Source organism: Agrobacterium sp. GD03872 (genome assembly GCF_029840625.1).
Taxonomy (GTDB): domain Bacteria; phylum Pseudomonadota; class Alphaproteobacteria; order Rhizobiales; family Rhizobiaceae; genus Agrobacterium; species Agrobacterium fabrum_A.
The window spans coordinates 262,128-278,795 of record NZ_JAOCCY010000003.1 but is presented as its reverse complement, the minus strand read 5'-3'; the positions used below and the strand labels follow the sequence as shown (position 1 = coordinate 278,795).

Annotated in this window: 17 protein-coding genes and 1 pseudogene; 12 read left to right on the top strand and 6 right to left on the bottom strand. The window is 60.2% G+C overall.

What is annotated here, in order from left to right; all coding sequences use genetic code 11:
- The first annotated feature begins 174 nt into the window (after positions 1–174).
- The 6 genes and pseudogenes from N5D22_RS08910 (at position 175) to N5D22_RS08880 (ending at position 4,370) form a co-directional block, all read left to right on the top strand.
- Entirely contained in the window at positions 175–414 is a 240-nt protein-coding gene (locus N5D22_RS08910) for a hypothetical protein (RefSeq protein ID WP_279658526.1), read from the top strand.
- Between the two features lie 101 nt (positions 415–515).
- A pseudogene (locus tag N5D22_RS27145) lies at positions 516–793 on the top strand (type II toxin-antitoxin system RelE/ParE family toxin).
- Positions 794–807: 14 nt separating this feature from the next.
- On the top strand, positions 808–1,095 hold the full coding sequence (locus N5D22_RS08895) for a HigA family addiction module antitoxin (protein WP_279658524.1): 288 nt from the start codon (positions 808–810) through the stop codon (positions 1,093–1,095).
- A gap of 72 nt (positions 1,096–1,167) precedes the next feature.
- The gene (locus N5D22_RS08890; RefSeq protein WP_279658523.1) at positions 1,168–1,803 is read left to right on the top strand and encodes a LysE family translocator; all 636 of its coding nucleotides are present in this window, start codon (positions 1,168–1,170) and stop codon (positions 1,801–1,803) included.
- 36 nt (positions 1,804–1,839) lie between these two features.
- The gene (locus tag N5D22_RS08885) at positions 1,840–2,727 is read left to right on the top strand and encodes an EamA family transporter (protein WP_279658522.1); all 888 of its coding nucleotides are present in this window, start codon (positions 1,840–1,842) and stop codon (positions 2,725–2,727) included.
- A gap of 125 nt (positions 2,728–2,852) precedes the next feature.
- Complete coding sequence (locus N5D22_RS08880) at positions 2,853–4,370, top strand: ATP-binding protein (protein WP_279658554.1); 1,518 nt, start codon at positions 2,853–2,855, stop codon at positions 4,368–4,370.
- 175 nt (positions 4,371–4,545) lie between these two features.
- Here the strand turns inward: N5D22_RS08880 and N5D22_RS08875 are convergent, their stop codons facing one another.
- Positions 4,546–5,529: a TerC family protein gene (locus N5D22_RS08875; protein WP_279658521.1), complete on the bottom strand. Its 984-nt coding sequence runs from the start codon at positions 5,527–5,529 to the stop codon at positions 4,546–4,548.
- Between the two features lie 452 nt (positions 5,530–5,981).
- Between N5D22_RS08875 and rpsD the strand changes: the two genes are divergently transcribed.
- From rpsD to N5D22_RS08850, 5 genes are all read left to right on the top strand, one after another.
- Positions 5,982–6,599 carry a 30S ribosomal protein S4 gene (gene rpsD / locus N5D22_RS08870; protein WP_003520423.1) on the top strand — a complete coding sequence of 206 codons (618 nt, stop codon included), beginning with the start codon at positions 5,982–5,984 and terminating at the stop codon, positions 6,597–6,599.
- Positions 6,600–6,667: 68 nt separating this feature from the next.
- The gene (locus tag N5D22_RS08865; RefSeq protein WP_279658520.1) at positions 6,668–7,597 is read left to right on the top strand and encodes a glutaminase; all 930 of its coding nucleotides are present in this window, start codon (positions 6,668–6,670) and stop codon (positions 7,595–7,597) included.
- Positions 7,598–7,658: 61 nt separating this feature from the next.
- Positions 7,659–8,600 carry a tRNA 2-thiocytidine(32) synthetase TtcA gene (gene ttcA, locus N5D22_RS08860; protein WP_279658519.1) on the top strand — a complete coding sequence of 314 codons (942 nt, stop codon included), beginning with the start codon at positions 7,659–7,661 and terminating at the stop codon, positions 8,598–8,600.
- A 16-nt stretch (positions 8,601–8,616) separates the two neighbouring features.
- The gene (locus N5D22_RS08855) at positions 8,617–9,444 is read left to right on the top strand and encodes an inositol monophosphatase (RefSeq protein ID WP_279658518.1); all 828 of its coding nucleotides are present in this window, start codon (positions 8,617–8,619) and stop codon (positions 9,442–9,444) included.
- Between the two features lie 30 nt (positions 9,445–9,474).
- Positions 9,475–10,299: an inositol monophosphatase family protein gene (locus N5D22_RS08850; RefSeq protein WP_279658517.1), complete on the top strand. Its 825-nt coding sequence runs from the start codon at positions 9,475–9,477 to the stop codon at positions 10,297–10,299.
- Positions 10,300–10,540: 241 nt separating this feature from the next.
- Here N5D22_RS08850 and N5D22_RS08845 read toward each other — a convergent pair whose 3' ends face one another.
- The 3 genes from N5D22_RS08845 to N5D22_RS08835 all read right to left on the bottom strand — a co-directional run bounded on the left by N5D22_RS08845 (position 10,541) and on the right by N5D22_RS08835 (position 12,617).
- The gene (locus N5D22_RS08845; RefSeq protein ID WP_279658553.1) at positions 10,541–11,749 is read right to left on the bottom strand and encodes a multidrug effflux MFS transporter; all 1,209 of its coding nucleotides are present in this window, start codon (positions 11,747–11,749) and stop codon (positions 10,541–10,543) included.
- A gap of 137 nt (positions 11,750–11,886) precedes the next feature.
- A complete protein-coding gene (gene grxD / locus N5D22_RS08840) occupies positions 11,887–12,222 on the bottom strand; it encodes a Grx4 family monothiol glutaredoxin (RefSeq protein ID WP_003520429.1) in 336 nt (111 codons plus the stop codon).
- A gap of 146 nt (positions 12,223–12,368) precedes the next feature.
- Complete coding sequence (locus N5D22_RS08835; protein ID WP_003520431.1) at positions 12,369–12,617, bottom strand: hypothetical protein; 249 nt, start codon at positions 12,615–12,617, stop codon at positions 12,369–12,371.
- A 211-nt stretch (positions 12,618–12,828) separates the two neighbouring features.
- Here N5D22_RS08835 and N5D22_RS08830 point away from each other — a divergent pair, with 211 nt between their 5' ends.
- Positions 12,829–13,977, top strand: coding sequence for a hypothetical protein (locus N5D22_RS08830; protein ID WP_279658516.1), 1,149 nt, complete (start codon positions 12,829–12,831; stop codon positions 13,975–13,977).
- A gap of 140 nt (positions 13,978–14,117) precedes the next feature.
- Here N5D22_RS08830 and N5D22_RS08825 read toward each other — a convergent pair whose 3' ends face one another.
- Together N5D22_RS08825 and purL are read right to left on the bottom strand one after the other, a co-directional pair.
- Entirely contained in the window at positions 14,118–14,351 is a 234-nt protein-coding gene (locus tag N5D22_RS08825; RefSeq protein ID WP_003507909.1) for a BolA family transcriptional regulator, read from the bottom strand.
- Positions 14,352–14,367: 16 nt separating this feature from the next.
- Positions 14,368–16,602 (bottom strand): phosphoribosylformylglycinamidine synthase subunit PurL, encoded by a 2,235-nt coding sequence (gene purL, locus N5D22_RS08820; RefSeq protein ID WP_279658515.1) that lies wholly within the window; start codon positions 16,600–16,602, stop codon positions 14,368–14,370.
- Positions 16,603–16,668 lie beyond the last annotated feature (66 nt).

Sequence of the window (16,668 nt, the reverse complement as noted above, 5' to 3'; positions counted from 1 at the left end):
CATCTCCCTCCGATAAGGCTTATAGCCTGATTTCCTTGCCGTTTGGCATTTTCACTTCGTCCGACATGTGAGTTGCGCGTCCGCGTGGCCGACAGGCTGTGTCCGCGGTTCCGGCATGTCGTTTATCCATCGACAAAGGACCTGGCCGCTTCGCCGTGCCGGGATGGATTTCCCATGCAGAAAAATCAACCATTGGTAGCATTTTCGCTGCCGGATGCGGTGGACCGTCTGTTCGTCACATTCGGCGTCTGGAAAACCCTGAAAGCGGTTCTCATTGCCGCGCTTGTGCCGCGCGCGCCGCCGGCAGACATTACCGATCTGCCGGAACACCTGCTGGACGATATCGGTATCGAGCCGTCCGATCGGAAGCGGCGGCGGGACTGGGCGGCCCCTTACTGGGCGCCGCGGTTTTGATGGCGGCGGCCTCCCCGACAACGAAAAGAAATGTCGGGGAGGCCGCATCTGTGCCGTTTGATGTTATTGTATCTCGATGCGATACAGGATACGGTTTTCCCATGATCGTCAGTTTCCGTCACAAAGGACTCGAAGCTTTTTACCGCTCAGGGACGACCAAAGGTATTCAGTCGGCTCATGCCGCCAGCTTGGCCGAATACTTACCTTGCTTGAAGTCGCCGTGGGCGCTGCCGATCTCAATCTTCCTGGTTTCAAACTTCATCCTCTAAAGGGCGATATGAAGGGTCACTGGTCGATATGGGTGAATGGAAACTGGCGTGTGACATTTCGATTTCTGGATAGCGATGTCGAACTTGTCGACTATCAGGATTATCACTGAAGGGAGTGGTTCCGATGATGAAATCTCCTGTTCACCCGGGTGAACTGTTGCGGGAAGAGGTCATTGCCGCACTTCAGCTTTCCGTAACTGAAGCTGCAGAAAGGCTCGGCATGTCGCGTGTGGCGCTTTCGAGGGTGTTGAACGGGCGGGCAGGAGTTAGCCCCGACCTTGCCCTGCGGCTGGAGCGGGCAGGGGTCAGCACGGCGCGGGCATGGCTTGGCATGCAGTCGAATTACGATCTAGCGCAGGCGATTAAACGGGAGCAGCCACTCGTTCGGCCGCTTGATGACAAAGCGGCATGATCTCCGAAAATTTGGCTTGATACCGTTTGATTTTGGTGGCTTGCTCCCGAAATCGGACAGAGGAGACTCATCATGCCGCTGGAGAACTGGCTGGCCTTCGTGGCCGCATCCGCCATCATGCTCGCCATTCCGGGACCGACGATCCTGCTGGTGATTTCTTATGCGCTCGGCCATGGCCGCAAGGCCAGCACCGCGACGGTGACGGGCGTGGCGCTTGGTGACTTCACCGCGATGACGGCCTCGATGCTCGGTCTTGGCGCGCTGCTTGCCACGTCGGCGGCGCTTTTCACCGGGCTTAAATGGATCGGTGCGGCTTATCTCATCTATCTCGGCATCAAGCTGTGGCGTTCACCGGTCAGCGGCGAGGGCGCGGAAGGGACGGGCGTGACGGGCCGCGAAAGGCCGTTCAAAATCTTCCTGCATGCCTATATCGTCACTGCGCTGAACCCGAAGAGCATCGTGTTTTTCGTGGCCTTCCTGCCGCAGTTTCTGGTGCCGACACTGCCTTTCTGGCCGCAGGTGCTGATTTTTGAAGTCACATTCCTGGTGCTTGCCACTGTCAATGCGGCGCTTTATGGACTTCTGGCAAGTGCCGCCCGCAACACGATCCGCAAACCCAAGGTGCAGCGTATCGTCAACCGCACGGGCGGCGGTCTCCTGATCGGCGCCGGTCTTGTCGCCTTCGGCTGGAAGAGGGCGGCGGTGTAACGCCCCGTCGATCGCCTGGAATTCGGACATAATAAAATGGCATTGCCGCATATTCTTCTTGCCCTGATCACCGTGTTTTTGTGGGGCTTCAATTTTGTTGCCATCAAGATCGGCGTTGCCGACATGCCGCCTCTGTTTCTGACGGGGGTGCGTTATCTGTTTGCGGCCGTGCCGCTGGTGTTCTTCCTGCCGAAACCCAATGTGCCGTGGCGGCACATGATCGTTTACGGCATGGCGATGGGTTTCGTGCAGTTCGGCCTGCTTTACCCGGCCATCAAGCTTGGGCTGCCGGCGGGGCTTGCGTCGCTCGTCATGCAGTCGCAGGCCTTCTTCACGCTGGCGCTTGCCGTGGTGTTTCTCGGTGAGCGGCCTTTGCCTTCACAGATACTCGGCGCAGTCATCGCTTTTGGCGGGCTGGCGGTCATCGGTCTGGAGCGCATGACGGCGGCAGCGCTGATCCCACTCCTGATGGGGGTCGGCTCGGCAATTGCCTGGGCCTGCGGCAACATCGTCAACCGCCGTATCGGCCAGGTGAACGCGGTCTCCTTTATCGCATGGACGAGCCTTGTGCCCGTTCTGCCGTTGATCCTGCTTTCGCTGGTGGTGGAAGGGCCCGATGCTATCGCGGAAGGCCTGCTCAATGCGACGCCGACGATGGCTCTCGTGGTGATCTACATGGCTTATGGTGCGACCATTGTCGGCGCGGGCATCTGGAGTTACCTGCTTCTGCGTTATCCGGCCGGAACGGTGGCGCCGTTTTCGCTGCTGGTGCCGATTGTCGGTTTCGTCAGCGCCTATCTCGCCTTTGCGGAGCATATCACGGTCTTTGAAGTGGTCGGCGCCGCATTGGTCATCATCGGGCTGATGCTGAACGTGTTCGGCAGACGGCTTTCATTTTTGCAGGTCTCCTCCGGCGCTGCCTAGAGGCGGTGCAATTGCCTGTGCATTACCGGCACGGAGCAGACGCAACCGGTGATTTTTTGGTAAAGAGCATGTTCGGCCGCCGCCAAGGGAATCGGCCGATGACATGCAGCACGAGGAACGGAACATTGCAGGTCGGCATCGACATGGGAACCCTATCGGGCGGGCAGCAGGCCAAGCTCGATATCGAGGAATTGCTTGCGACACGTTTGCTGGTGCAGGGCAATTCCGGTTCCGGCAAGTCGCATCTGCTGCGCCGGCTGCTTGAGCAATCGGCGCAATGGGTGCAGCAGGTCATCATCGATCCCGAAGGCGATTTCGTCACGCTTTCCGACAAGTTCGGTCATGTGGTGGTGGATGGCGAGCGTACCGAAGCGGAACTTGCAGGTATTGCCAACCGCATTCGCCAGCACCGCGTTTCCTGCGTGCTGACGCTTGAAGGTCTCGATATCGAGCAGCAGATGCGGGCCGCTGCCGCCTTCCTCAACGGCATGTTCGATGCGGATCGTGAATATTGGTATCCGGTCCTTGTCGTGGTGGATGAGGCGCAGATGTTTGCGCCCTCCGTCGGCGGCGAGGTGACGGAAGATGCGCGCAAGGCGTCGCTCGGGGCCATGACCAATCTGATGTGCCGTGGGCGTAAACGCGGGCTTGCCGGCGTCATCGCCACGCAGCGTCTGGCGAAGCTCGCCAAGAACGTCGCGGCGGAAGCCTCGAATTTTCTGATGGGCCGTACCTTCCTCGATATCGATATGGCGCGCGCGGCCGACCTGCTCGGCATGGACCGGCGGCAGGCGGAAATGTTTCGCGATCTGCAGCGCGGCAATTTCGTGGCGCTCGGGCCGGCATTGTCGCGCCGTCCGCTGCCCATCGTCATTGGGCCGGTGGAAACTTCGGCGCGTTCGTCTTCGCCGAAGCTGATGCCGCTGCCCGACGCGCCTCAGGATGTGGAAGACCTGATCTTCACGCCGGATCCGGAAGAGTTCACGCGCGCCGTGGTACGCCGTACGCCGCCAGCACCCCGTCCGACCACCGATATTCTCGCCGAACTCTCCCGTTCGACCCCTGCCGCCGTTGGCCCTTCACCGGAACAATCGCCGCGCAGCGGCCAGCCCGACATGACGCCAGAGGAGCGCGAGGAAAAGATCGGTGCGGTTCTCGTTGAAATTCTCGACGATCCGCAATCGGCCTATCGCACGGATGCCGTGCTTTATCAGGATTTTCTGGTGCGCGCCCGTATGCGCCGCATTCCCGGCACACCGATGACACTTGCGGAATTCCGCCGGCAGGTGGCGATTGCCCGCTCCGGCGTGGATGCGGCGATGGCGGCCAGCGAAGGCTGGGGGAAGGCGCTGGAATTGTCGATGTCGATTTCCGATGACCTGCAGGGCGTTTTCCTGCTGCTGGTCAAGGCGGCGCTTGGCGAGGAGCCTTGCCCCTCCGACGCTCGCATTGCCCGGGCCTATGGCACCCATTCCGCCCGCCGCGCGCGACGGCTGCTCGGTTACTTCGAAGAGAAGGAGCTTGTGGTGGTGCATGCCGATTTCTCCGGCAAGCGCATCGTGGCTTTCCCTGACCTCGATGCAAAAACCGCACCCGGAGATGCGGATGCGGCTGAGGATGATGCGAGACTGGCGGCGGAGTGACGCGTCGCTGTGCGAAGCCGAGTGCAAACCTAAACTCCGTCATGGTCGGGCCTGACCCGGCCATCCACTGCCGTTGAAAAGGTGGGTCCTCGGGTCAAGCCCGAGGACGACGGAAGGGGAAATGTCGAGCTTGGTCAGAGGCTGAGGAGGCGTTTCCGCCTCCTCGATGAAGGCCTTATTCGATGGCCTTGGCTTCCTTGCGCGTCGCGATCAGCGAACCGATGATGCCGGTTGCGAGGATGGCGACGGTGACGCCGAGCGAGACGGCCGGCGGGATCTTGGCGATGCCGAGCATATCGGCGACGAAAATCTTCGAACCGACGAAGACCAGAACCGCAGCCAGCGCATATTTCAGATAAGCGAAGCGGTGGATCAGGGCGGCGAGCGCAAAATAGAGGGCGCGCAGGCCGAGGATCGCGAAGATATTCGAGGTGTAGACGATAAACGGATCGGTGGTGATCGCGAAGATCGCCGGGATTGAATCGACCGCGAAGATCAGGTCGGCGATTTCGACCATGATGAGCGCCAGGAAGAGCGGCGTCACGAAGGTCTTGAGCTTGCCGGTGGCGGCATCCGTTTCCTTGACGAAGAATTTTTCGCCATGCAGCTTGTCCGTCACCGGCAGGCGGCTGCGCAGGAACTTCAGGATGCGGTTGTTGCCGATATCGGCCTCGTCATGGTCGGACGAGAACAGCATCTTGAGGCCCGTGAAGACGAGGAAGGCCGCAAAGAGATAAAGCACCCAGTGGAAGTTTTCGACGATCGCCGCGCCACCCGCGATCATGATGCCGCGCAGGATGATGACGCCGAGGATACCCCAGAGCAGCACGCGGTGCTGATATTGGCGGGGAATGGCGAAATAGGAGAAGATCATGGCGATGATGAAGATATTGTCCATCGCCAGGCTTTTTTCAACCACGAAGCCGGTGACATATTCCATCGCCGACTGCTGGCCGGACTGGTGCCAGATCCAGCCGCCAAAGGCCAAGCCGATGGCGATATAAAAGCCCGACATCAGCAGGCTTTCACGAATGCCGATTTCCTTGGAATTCTTGTGCAGCACGCCGAGATCGAGCGCCAGTAGGCCAAGGACGAGAGAAATGAAGACCGCCCACATCCATGTGGGGGTGCCGAGAAAATCGTTGAGGAGGAACTCCATCAGTCAACCTTTAGCCGGACGAGGTTGGCTTTGCGGATGGGGAACGTGTGTCAAGAATATACGTGGGCCCCAACCTAAAGAAACTCGACATCACGTGTTGTCCGGTAACACGCCAGAGGGGCCCGAGTTCTGATCACGGAGCGTAAATAGTGAAAGCTCGAAAAGGTTCAAGAGGCAGGTGCTAAAAAAATTAGCCGGGGCTTGTTTGACAAAACTGTGAAAGCTCTGTAGAAGCCGCCCCAACGCCGGGCAGCAATGTCCGGTGTGTTTTGTTGACTGCCCTGCAGTTTAATAACTGGCGTTCGGCGGTCAATATCACCGACATGTCCCGTGGTTTCTCCATTTGCATGTGAGAAGCCTGTCAGAGGCCCTGAAACGGGCTTCAGAGGAGGGTGTGTTTCCTTGAACCGGTTTGGCAACAGACCGGCATAACCTTTTGAGAAGGAAATACGATGAGCAAGCGCGAATCGGCTAAGTATAAAATTGACCGCCGCATGGGCGAAAACATCTGGGGCCGTCCGAAGTCCCCGGTTAACCGCCGCGAATACGGTCCGGGCCAGCACGGCCAGCGCCGCAAGGGCAAGATGAGCGACTTCGGCACGCAGCTGCGCGCCAAGCAGAAGCTCAAGGGCTACTACGGCGAACTGCGCGAAAAGCAGTTCCGCGCCACTTTCGACGAAGCAAACCGTCGCAAGGGTGACACCTCCGAAAACCTCATCGGCCTGCTCGAGTCGCGTCTGGACGCCATCGTCTACCGCGCCAAGTTCGTTCCGACCGTTTTCGCTTCGCGCCAGTTCATCAACCATGGCCACGTCACGGTTAACGGCGTTCGCGTCAACATCGGTTCCTACCGCTGCAAGCCGGGCGACGTCATCGAAGTTCGCCAGAAGTCCAAGCAGCTCGTAACCGTTCTGGAAGCTGTTCAGCTCGCTGAGCGTGACGTTCCTGACTATATCGAAGTTGACCACAACAAGATGGTTGCGACCTACGCCCGCGTTCCGGCTCTCTCCGACGTTCCGTACCCGGTCGTCATGGAACCGCATCTGGTCGTCGAATTCTACTCGCGTTAATCGACGCGTTTCAGTATTCAGGAAGCCGCCCTTCGGGGCGGCTTTTTTGTTTGCGGGGAAGGCTTTGCATGCAAGATATTCAGGCGATCGTCGATTCCATCTATGACAGCATGGTGCCGAGGCTCGGTGAGGGGAAGGTCGCGGATTACATTCCCGAACTCGCCAAGGTCGATCCCAACCAGTTCGGCATCGCCATCACCACCGTCGATGGAACCACCTATACGGCCGGCAATGCGCTCACGCCGTTTTCGATCCAGAGCATCTCCAAGGTCTTCATGCTGACGCTGGCGCTCGGTAAGGCTGGCGAAACGGTATGGAACCGGGTAGGGCGCGAGCCTTCAGGCTCGTCCTTCAACTCCATCGTCCAGCTGGAGCATGAGCACGGAATCCCGCGCAATCCCTTCGTCAATGCCGGCGCCATCGTGGTCACCGATATCGTTCTTTCCGGCCACCAGCCGCGTGAGGCTATCGGCGAGCTTTTGCGCTTCGTTCGTTATCTCGCGGACGATGACACGATCAGCATCGACGATACGGTGGCGAAATCCGAGCAGGCGACGGGGTTCCGCAATTTCGCGCTTGCCAATTTCATGCGGTCCTTCGGCAATCTGCACCACCCCGTTGAATATACGCTCGGCGTCTATTTCCATCAGTGCGCGCTTTCCATGACCTGCGCCCAGCTTTCGCGCGCTGGCCTCTTCCTTGCCAATCGCGGCCGCAATCCGCTGACGGGGCATACGGTCGTGTCGGACCGACGGGCGCGGCGCATCAATGCGCTGATGCTGACCTGCGGCCATTATGATGGATCGGGCGATTTCGCCTATCATGTCGGCCTGCCGGGCAAGAGCGGCGTCGGCGGCGGCATCATGGCGGTGGCGCCCGGCAACGCGTCGATTGCGGTCTGGTCGCCGGGTCTCAACAAGGTCGGCAACTCGGCGCTCGGGTCACAGGCGCTGGAAATGCTGGCGACGAAAACAGGCTGGTCGGTATTCGGGGCTTGATATTGCCGGCGGATGGGGGCATTGCCTGCATGAAGAACGGCAGTCGTGCCGGAGCGAGCTGATGATGAACATTCTCACCAAGATCGATGACTTCGTAGATCGGGCCGGGGCCGACCAGATCGGGGCGGATAAGGACGCGTCCGAAGAGAACGGCAGCTCGCATCCGCTGTTCGACAACGCGCCGCGGTCGGTTTCCTTTAACAAGCTGCGCAAGCGGCTGCTGCGCAATGTGCGCCAGGCCTTTGAAGATTTCGGCATGCTGAACGGCCAGAAGCGCTGGCTTGTCGGCCTTTCCGGCGGCAAGGACAGTTACGGTCTTCTGGCGCTGCTGCTCGATCTGAAGTGGCGCGGCCTTTTGCCGGTCGAACTTGTTGCCTGCAATCTGGATCAGGGCCAGCCGAATTTTCCCAAGCACGTGTTGCCGGAATATCTGGCGAAGATCGGTGTGCCCCATCGCATCGAATATCGCGACACCTATTCCGTGGTGAAGGAAAAGGTGCCCTCCGGCGGCACTTACTGTTCGCTCTGTTCGCGGCTCCGGCGCGGCAATCTCTACCGCATCGCGCGGGAGGAGGGCTGCGACGCATTGCTGCTCGGCCATCACCGCGAGGATATCCTCGAGACCTTCTTCATGAATTTCTTCCACGGCGGCCGGTTGGCCGGCATGCCGGCGAAGCTTTTGAATGACGAGGGCGACCTGATGGTCATGCGCCCGCTTGCCTATTGCGCCGAGGAGGACATGGCGAAATTCGCGGCGGCGATGGAATTCCCGATCATTCCCTGCGACCTCTGCGGCTCGCAGGACGGGCTTCAGCGCAATGCCATGAAGGAGATGCTGGCCGATATCGAACGGCGTATGCCGGGCCGCAAGGACGTGATGCTGCGGGCGCTTGCCCATGTCAATCCGTCGCATCTGCTCGATCCCAAGCTTTTCGATTTCTCGGCGCTTTCTGTCACCGGGGCGTCACCTGAAGAGCGTAGGGAGGCCCACTCTCCCTTATGAAGAAGCGCCCCGCCCGATGACCCTTTCCGACAAAGATATCGACTTCCTCATTTCCACCGTTGCCGCTGCCGGTGCGAATGAAATTCTCCCCCGCTTCCGAAACCTGGACGCCGGCGCTATCTCGGAAAAGAGCTCGGCCGTCGATCTCGTCACCGAGGCCGATATTCTTGCGGAGAAAGTGATAACGGCCGCTCTGCTGCAGCGGTTTCCGAATGCCCATATCGTCGACGAAGAGACTTACGAGGCGGACCAATCCGTCATTCCCGCACTTGCCGATGCGCCGCTTGCCTTTGTGATCGATCCCATCGACGGCACTTTCAATTATGCTTCCGGTTTTCCCGCTTTCGGCACGCTGCTTGCGGTCACCGTCAAGGGTGAGACGGTGGCGGGCTTCATCCATGATCCCGTCATGGGTGACACCATCGTTGCCTTGAAAGGCGAGGGCGCGTTTCTCAACCGCAGGAACGGTTCGCAGGCCAGGCTCAGGGTCGCCGATCCCGCACCGTTGTCGGAAATGGTCGGCATCTTTTCCTGGGGCCACAGCCATCAGGATCGCCGGCCGGTGATTGCCGCCAATATGGCCAAGATCAAGATGGCGTTTTCGCTCAACTGCTCGGCGCATGAATATTGGCTCGCCTCGGCCGGCAAGCTGCATTTCATCGGCCATGAAATGCTGATGCCGTGGGATCATCTCGCCGGCGTGCTCATTCATCAGGAAGCGGGCGGCTATACGGCCCGTTTCGACAATACGCCCTATCGGCCGGGACAAATGACGGGCGGCATCCTGTCTGCTCCCGACAAGGAAAGCTGGAAGATGCTGCGGCGGGAAATCGTCGCTTTATAGTCGTTACGCTCAGAAAGAAGGATATCGCCCATGGCCCTCGAACTCGACATCGCCTCTCTTGCCAATACGCTTCAGGAGGCGGCGGCGGTGGAAATCCTGCCGCGGTTCCGCAATCTGGGTGAGGGCGATGTGCGGATGAAGACCGAGGCGATCGACCTCGTGACGGAGGCCGACGAGGCCGCCGAGCGGCTGATCCGCGCCCGGGTGCAGGAGATCATGCCCGATGCGCTGTTCATCGGCGAAGAGGCGATGGCGGCGGATGCCTCGCTGCTCGGCAAGCTTGCCGATGCCGATCTTGCCGTTGTCGTCGATCCCATCGACGGCACCTACAACTTCGCCTCCGGCCTGCCGCTCTTCGGCGTGATGATGAGCGTTATCTCCAAGGGCGAGACCGTTGCCGGCCTGATCTTCGATCCGATGGGCAATGACTGGGCGATTGCTGAAAAGGGATCCGGCGCATGGCTTTGCAGCGCCGATGGTTCGCAGACGCAGATGTCGGTCGTGCCGGCGCCGGAATTGTCGCAGATGGTCGGCATCGCCAATACCGGCTATTTCGACGTGGAGACAAGGCGCAAGATCCTGACGAACCTCGCCGATGTGCGGCTCTTCACCAGCTATCGCTGCGCGGCGCACGAATATCGCCTGTTCTGCGGCGGCCATATGCATTTCCTGATGTATAACAAGCTGATGCCCTGGGACCATCTGGCCGGCACGCTGTTGTCGCAGGAGGCGGGGGCCTATGCGGCGCGTCTCGACGGCTCGCCCTATCTGCCGAGCCATGTGGATGGCGGGCTGCTGCTCGCGCCGGATCAGCAGACCTGGGAACTGCTGCGGGAGAAGATTTTTACGGTTTGAAGCGCCGTGACAATCTTGCGGCATGATGGAGTGTTCTGAACTCACATCCGTCATCCTCGCCCTTGAGGCGAGGATCCACAGGCGGCCGAAGCGATGGATCCTCGGGTCAAGCCCGAGGATGACGTCAGGAGCAGAGAATGGATGCTGAAGCCGGCCGACCTGAGAGCCAGGGGCCAAGCGGTGATCAAACAAAAAGGGCGCGGAACAGAATTCCGCGCCCTTTCTATTTGCCTGCCTCCGCTTACCGTGTCGGCTTGTTGTGCGCCTGAAACAGCACGCCCTTTTCACCGATCAGCACGAAGACAAGGCCGATGATGGAGACGACGAAGAAGCCCGCCACCATGGGCAGCGCCGTGCCGTCGAAAGCCTGGCCTATGGCCGCGCCGATCAGCGAGCCGCCGACGGTTCCCATGAAGCCCATGACGGAGGAGGCGGTGCCGGCGACGTGGCCGAGCGGTTCCATCGCCAGCGAGTTGAAGTTCGAGCCGATCCAGCCGAACTGGAACATGGCCAGCGCGAAGAACACGATGAAGACGGCGAAGGGCATCGGTTCCGGCCCCAGCACCTGCACCAGCAGCCAGACGAAGGTGATGGCGATGAAGCCCAGCAGCGACCCGTGCGACAGCTTGCGCATGCCGAACCTGCCGACCAGCCTTGCATTGATGAAGGACGAGAAGGCCATGAACAGCGCCACGCCCGCGAAGGCCGCCGCAAACCACGCACCCAGCCCGTAAATGCCCTTATAGACCTGTTCGACCGAGTTGATGAAGCCGAACAGCGCCCCGAAGATGAAGGTGCTGGAAAGCGTATAGCAGAGCGCGATACGGTTGGTGAGCACGATCTTGAAACCGCCGAGGATGGAGCTTGCGGTCAGGGGGCGGATATCGTCCGGATGCAGGGTTTCCGGCAGGCGGAAATACATCCAGGCCGTCACCACAGCGGCAATAACCGCCATGAAAGCGAAGATCAGGTGCCAGTCACCGAAAAACAGCACGATCTGGCCGGTGCCGGGCGCAATGACCGGCACGACCATGAAGACCATCATGATCAGCGACATGACTTCCGCCATCTGCCGTCCGCCATAGATGTCACGCACGATGGAGACCGTGATGACACGCGTCGCCGCCGAACCGATGCCCTGAATGAAGCGCAGCGCCAGCAGACCGGAAAAGGACGGTACGAAGACCACGGCGATGGCTGAAACGATGTAGATGGCAAGCCCGACGAACATCGGCTTGCGGCGTCCGAAACGGTCCGAAATCGGTCCGTACAGAAGCTGGGCGATGCCGAAGCCGAGAAGATAGGAGGAAATCACATATTGGCGGTGGTTTTCGTTCTCGACGCCCAACGATGCGCCGATTTCCTGAAGACCGGGCAGCATGATGTCGATGGCGAGCGCGTTCAGCGCCATCAGCATTGCGGCCAGCGCGATGAATTCCGTGCGCCCCATCGAGCCTGCGCGCGAAGCGGTGGATTGTGAAAGATTTGTCACAGGATTGCCCCAAAAAGAACGGCAAAGGCGTTGCATGAAGCAACGCCTGGCATAAATTTCTGACAATCAGGGTGGGCCGGATGAACCGGCCGAAATCAGGCCGCGCCGCGGACGCTGATACCCTGTTCTTGGAAGTGGTTCTGCAGTTCGCCGGACTGGAACATCTCTCTTACGATGTCACAGCCGCCGACGAATTCACCCTTGACGTAGAGCTGCGGGATGGTCGGCCAGTTGGAGTAGTCCTTGATGCCCTGGCGGATATCTGCATCGGCAAGCACGTTGATGCCCTTGTAGTCGACGCCGAGATAATCGAGGATCTGTACCACCTGGCCGGAAAAACCGCACTGCGGAAATTGCGGGGTGCCCTTCATGAAAAGAACGATGTCGTTGCTCTTCACTTCGCTGTCGATCATGTCGTGAATGCCGCTCATAGGCCTATTCCTTTCACATGCGGTTCAAGGCCGCTGCTTTCTGTTTGTTCCTAGATAACATGTCGCGGCGCGATTTCCACCCGGGAAGCGTAAAAAATCCGTCCCTGATGCGGTGCGCGACATGCCAAATATCGGCCTGTGACGGTTCAGCGATATCTCTGCCGGCTGCGGGCGGCGGCAGTGCGTCTTTTGCTCACCTGCTTCTTGGCTGGCTTGGGTTTGACGGCGGCGTTGATCGCGGCTTCCAGAACGGAGCCGACGATGCCGCCGGCAAGCGAGCCGGTGCTTTTCGTCCGGCGCGCGCGGCGCGTCTTGCGGATGCCGGTCTTGGTGAGGATTTCAGACAGCGCGCCCTTGACGACGCCGTTGAGTACCTGATCGACGATGCCAGACAAATTTCCCTCACCGATAAATAAATCACATTTCCGTCGCGATTTTTACTATACGTGCATCGCCCGCTGTATCAAGCGATCCTTTCGGGTGTCTCTAGCGCGCATTTGCTTTCCTCCGAAATGCAAAAGCGCACTATCTCTTTGTTTTTACGCATTGTCTTAACGTAAAAGCGATTGCGCTTTTACTGGAAATGCTCCGGCCGAAGGTTCATGCATGCCAGCCGTCAAGTCACGACTTGTTCTTTATTTCCCCGGTTTCGATCCGCTCGATGCGGCGGCCCATCATCTGCGCTACCAGCGGGCGGCGGCGCTGGCCGGCAAGACATGGGATGTCGATTATGCCGTGGGGCCGCTGGAGAATGCGCCCGGGGGCGAAACATTCACGGTTGAGGCCTCGGCGGGCGACTGGCGGACGCGCTCCGACATTTTCGTTTACGACCATAATGCGGTGATATCGCAATTGCGGGATGCGCCCGTCTGGCGGCAGATCTGGCTCGGTTTCAAGGCCGGAGCCGGCATCATCGCCGAGGGCGGTGCGGCGCGTTACTTCCGCCACGCCTGGCGTTTTGGCCTGTTCTTCATCTTTCCGTTCCTGCTGATGCTTGTCGGCGGTGCGCTTGCGGCGGCTATTGCCCTGTCGCCCTCAATTTTCACCTTACCTCTCTGGCTCTTGGCGATCAGTTTTCCCGTCGCTGCGCTGTTTTTCGCGAAGGCTTTCCTGCCGTTTGCGGAGAGGTTTCACACCCTGCATCTTTATGCGGACTGGCGGTTCGCGCTCGCGGTCGGCCGCGATGAGCCGATTGCCCGCGATTGGATCGAGGAGAGGGCAGCACTCGTTCTGACGGCGCTGGAGCAGCCCGCAGATGAGGTTCTGGTGGTTTCCCACAGCATGGGCGCCAGCCTTGCGCTCGCCGTGATCGGCCGCGTGCTGGAACAAAAGCCGGATGCGCTGGATGGCCGGAAACTGTCCTTTGCGACCTTGGGCGGTGCGGCGCTGCAATGTGCGTTCCTGACGAGCGCGGACAGGCTTCGCCAAAGCGTCGGTTCGATTGCGCGTCACCCGGAGGTGACATGGTTCGATATCCAGTGCCTGACCGATCCGATTCATCTCTACCGGTGCAATACCGTGGGCCTGACCGGTCACAGGGATGCGCCGCAGCCGAAGATCGTGCCGATCCGTTTCAAGCATTCGCTCTCGCCGGACCGTTATAAGAAGAACAAGCGCAACTTCCTGCGCATGCACCGGCAATATGTGCTGGGGCCGGATCGCAGATCCGGTTACGATTTTACCCTGCTGACAGCGGGGCCTTTGCCGGCAGCATCCTTCGCCGATCTGGATTCGCAGACGCCGCCCGCCTTGTAAGCGGCGCTGACCCGTTCGGCCGGACATGAAAAGGCCCGCGTGAGAGTATCACGCGGGCCTTTGATTATTCCGCAGGTTTCACGCTCTGCCGCAGGCGGGACAGAGACGGTCTGTTGCCGCAACCGCTTTCACGGGCGCAATCATTCGGGAGCCGAGGTCTGCAGGGCAAGGGCATGCAGAACGCCGCCCATGTTGCCCTTCAGCGCGTCATAGACCATCTGGTGCTGCTGCACGCGGGTCTTGCCCTTGAACGCTTCCGCAACGACTTCCGCCGCGTAATGATCGCCATCACCGGCCAGATCGCGGATCGTGACCTTTGCCCCGGGAATTCCCGCCTTAATCATGTCTTCAATGTCGCCGGGTTTCATGGGCATGGTGTTTCTCCTTAATTCATTCTGCGGCGAGCAAAGTTTCGCCGTCCATGAATTGAGGGAACCACGATTCATAGGCCAAGTGCAATTCTTTAATCTCGACAGCCCGCGCCGTGCCCAGCTTTACGGTGGAACCGCCGGTAACGCCGATAACCGGGCAGGAAACGCCCGCTGCCTTCGCCGCTGTCTGCACCTCGTCGAGATCGGCCTTTTTGACCGTCAGAACGTAACGGCCCTGATCTTCGCCGTAGAAGGTGAGGACCGGGTTGTGGCCTTCGACCGCGTCGATGGTTGCGCCGATGCCCGACGAAATCGCCATTTCGGCAACCGCAAGCGCCAGACCGCCCGAGGAGCAATCGTGAACGGCGGTGGCAAGACCATCGGTGATGAGGCTGCGGACGAAATCGCCATTGTTCTTTTCGGCGGCCAGATCGACATGCGGTGCGGGGCCATCGGTGCGGCCATGAATGTCACGCATGTAAACCGACTGGGCGATGTGGGTGCCGAGGCCGGCAGGCGCGCCGACGAGCAGCACCACTTCGCCCTCGGCGGCGAAACGGATGCGCGCCATGCGGCCCCAATCCTTCAGGAGGCCGACGCCGCCGATGGTGGGGGTGGGCAGGATCGCCTGACCGTTGGTTTCGTTATAGAGCGAGACGTTGCCGGAAACGATCGGGAATTCCAGCACGCGGCAGGCTTCGCCGATGCCCTTGATGGCATGGACCAGCTGGCTCATGATCTCGGGCTTTTCCGGGTTGCCGAAATTGAGGTTGTCGGTGGCCGCCAGCGGCAAAGCGCCTGTCGCGGTGATGTTGCGCCAGCATTCGGCCACGGCCTGCTTGCCGCCTTCGAAGGGATCGGCCTCGACATAACGCGGTGTGACGTCGGAGGAAAAGGCGAGCGCCTTCTTGTCATGGCCTTCGACGCGAACCACGCCGGCATCGCCGCCGGGAAGCTGCAGCGAATTGCCCTGGATCAGCGTGTCATATTGTTCGTAGACCCAGCGGCGCGAGGAATTGTTGGCCGAACCGACCAGCGATACCAGCGCATCGGCGATATCGGCGGCGGGCACGTCGTTTTCCGCCAGCGGTGCGGGCACCTTGGCGGGCGTCCACGGGCGGTCATATTCCGGAGCCTGATCACCGAGATCCTTGATCGGCAGGTTGGCGACTTCTTCGCCATTGTGCAGCACGCGGAAACGCAGATCATCGGTGGTCTTGCCGACGATGGCGAAGTCCAGACCCCACTTGACGAAGATCGCCTTGGCGACTTCTTCCTTGGAGGGTTCGAGAACCATGAGCATGCGCTCCTGGCTTTCCGACAGCATCATTTCGTAAGCCGTCATGCGCTCTTCGCGCACCGGTACGGCGTTCAAGTCAAGCTCGATGCCGAGATCGCCCTTGGCGCCCATTTCAACTGCCGAGCAGGTGAGGCCGGCCGCACCCATGTCCTGAATGGCGATGACCGCGCCGGTCTTCATCAGCTCAAGGCAGGCTTCCAGCAGGCACTTTTCGGTGAAGGGGTCGCCGACCTGAACGGTCGGGCGCTTTTCTTCGATGGATTCGTCGAATTCGGCGGACGCCATGGTCGCGCCGCCGACGCCGTCGCGGCCGGTCTTCGCACCGAGATAAACGACCGGCAGGCCGACGCCCTTGGCTTCCGAGAGGAAGATCGCGTTGGATTTGGCAAGGCCGGCGGCAAAGGCGTTGACGAGGATGTTGCCGTTATAGCGCGGATCGAATTCCACTTCGCCGCCGACAGTCGGAACGCCGAAGGAATTGCCGTAGCCGCCGACACCGGCGACGACGCCGGCCACGAGGTGGCGGGTCTTCGGGTGGTCAGGCGCGCCGAAGCGCAGGGCGTTCATGGCCGCGATGGGGCGTGCGCCCATGGTGAAGACGTCACGCAGGATGCCGCCAACGCCGGTTGCCGCCCCCTGATAAGGCTCGATATAGGACGGGTGATTGTGGCTTTCCATCTTGAAGACGACGCAGTCGCCATCGTCGATATCGACCACGCCGGCGTTCTCGCCGGGCCCCTGAATGACGCGCGGACCCTTGGTCGGCAGGGTCTTCAGCCACTTCTTGGAGGACTTGTAGGAGCAGTGCTCGTTCCACATGGCCGAGAAGATGCCAAGCTCGGTAAAGCTCGGCTCCCGTCCGATCAGGTCGAGGATACGCTGGTATTCGTCGGGCTTCAGCCCGTGGGATGCAACGAGTTCCGGGGTGATCTTGATGGAGTTTGGAATCGACATAGGTCTCACGCGGTTCGAGCCGAGGAAAGTTTCCGGTTCTTTAGCGCAAGAGGCTCAATGGCGCGA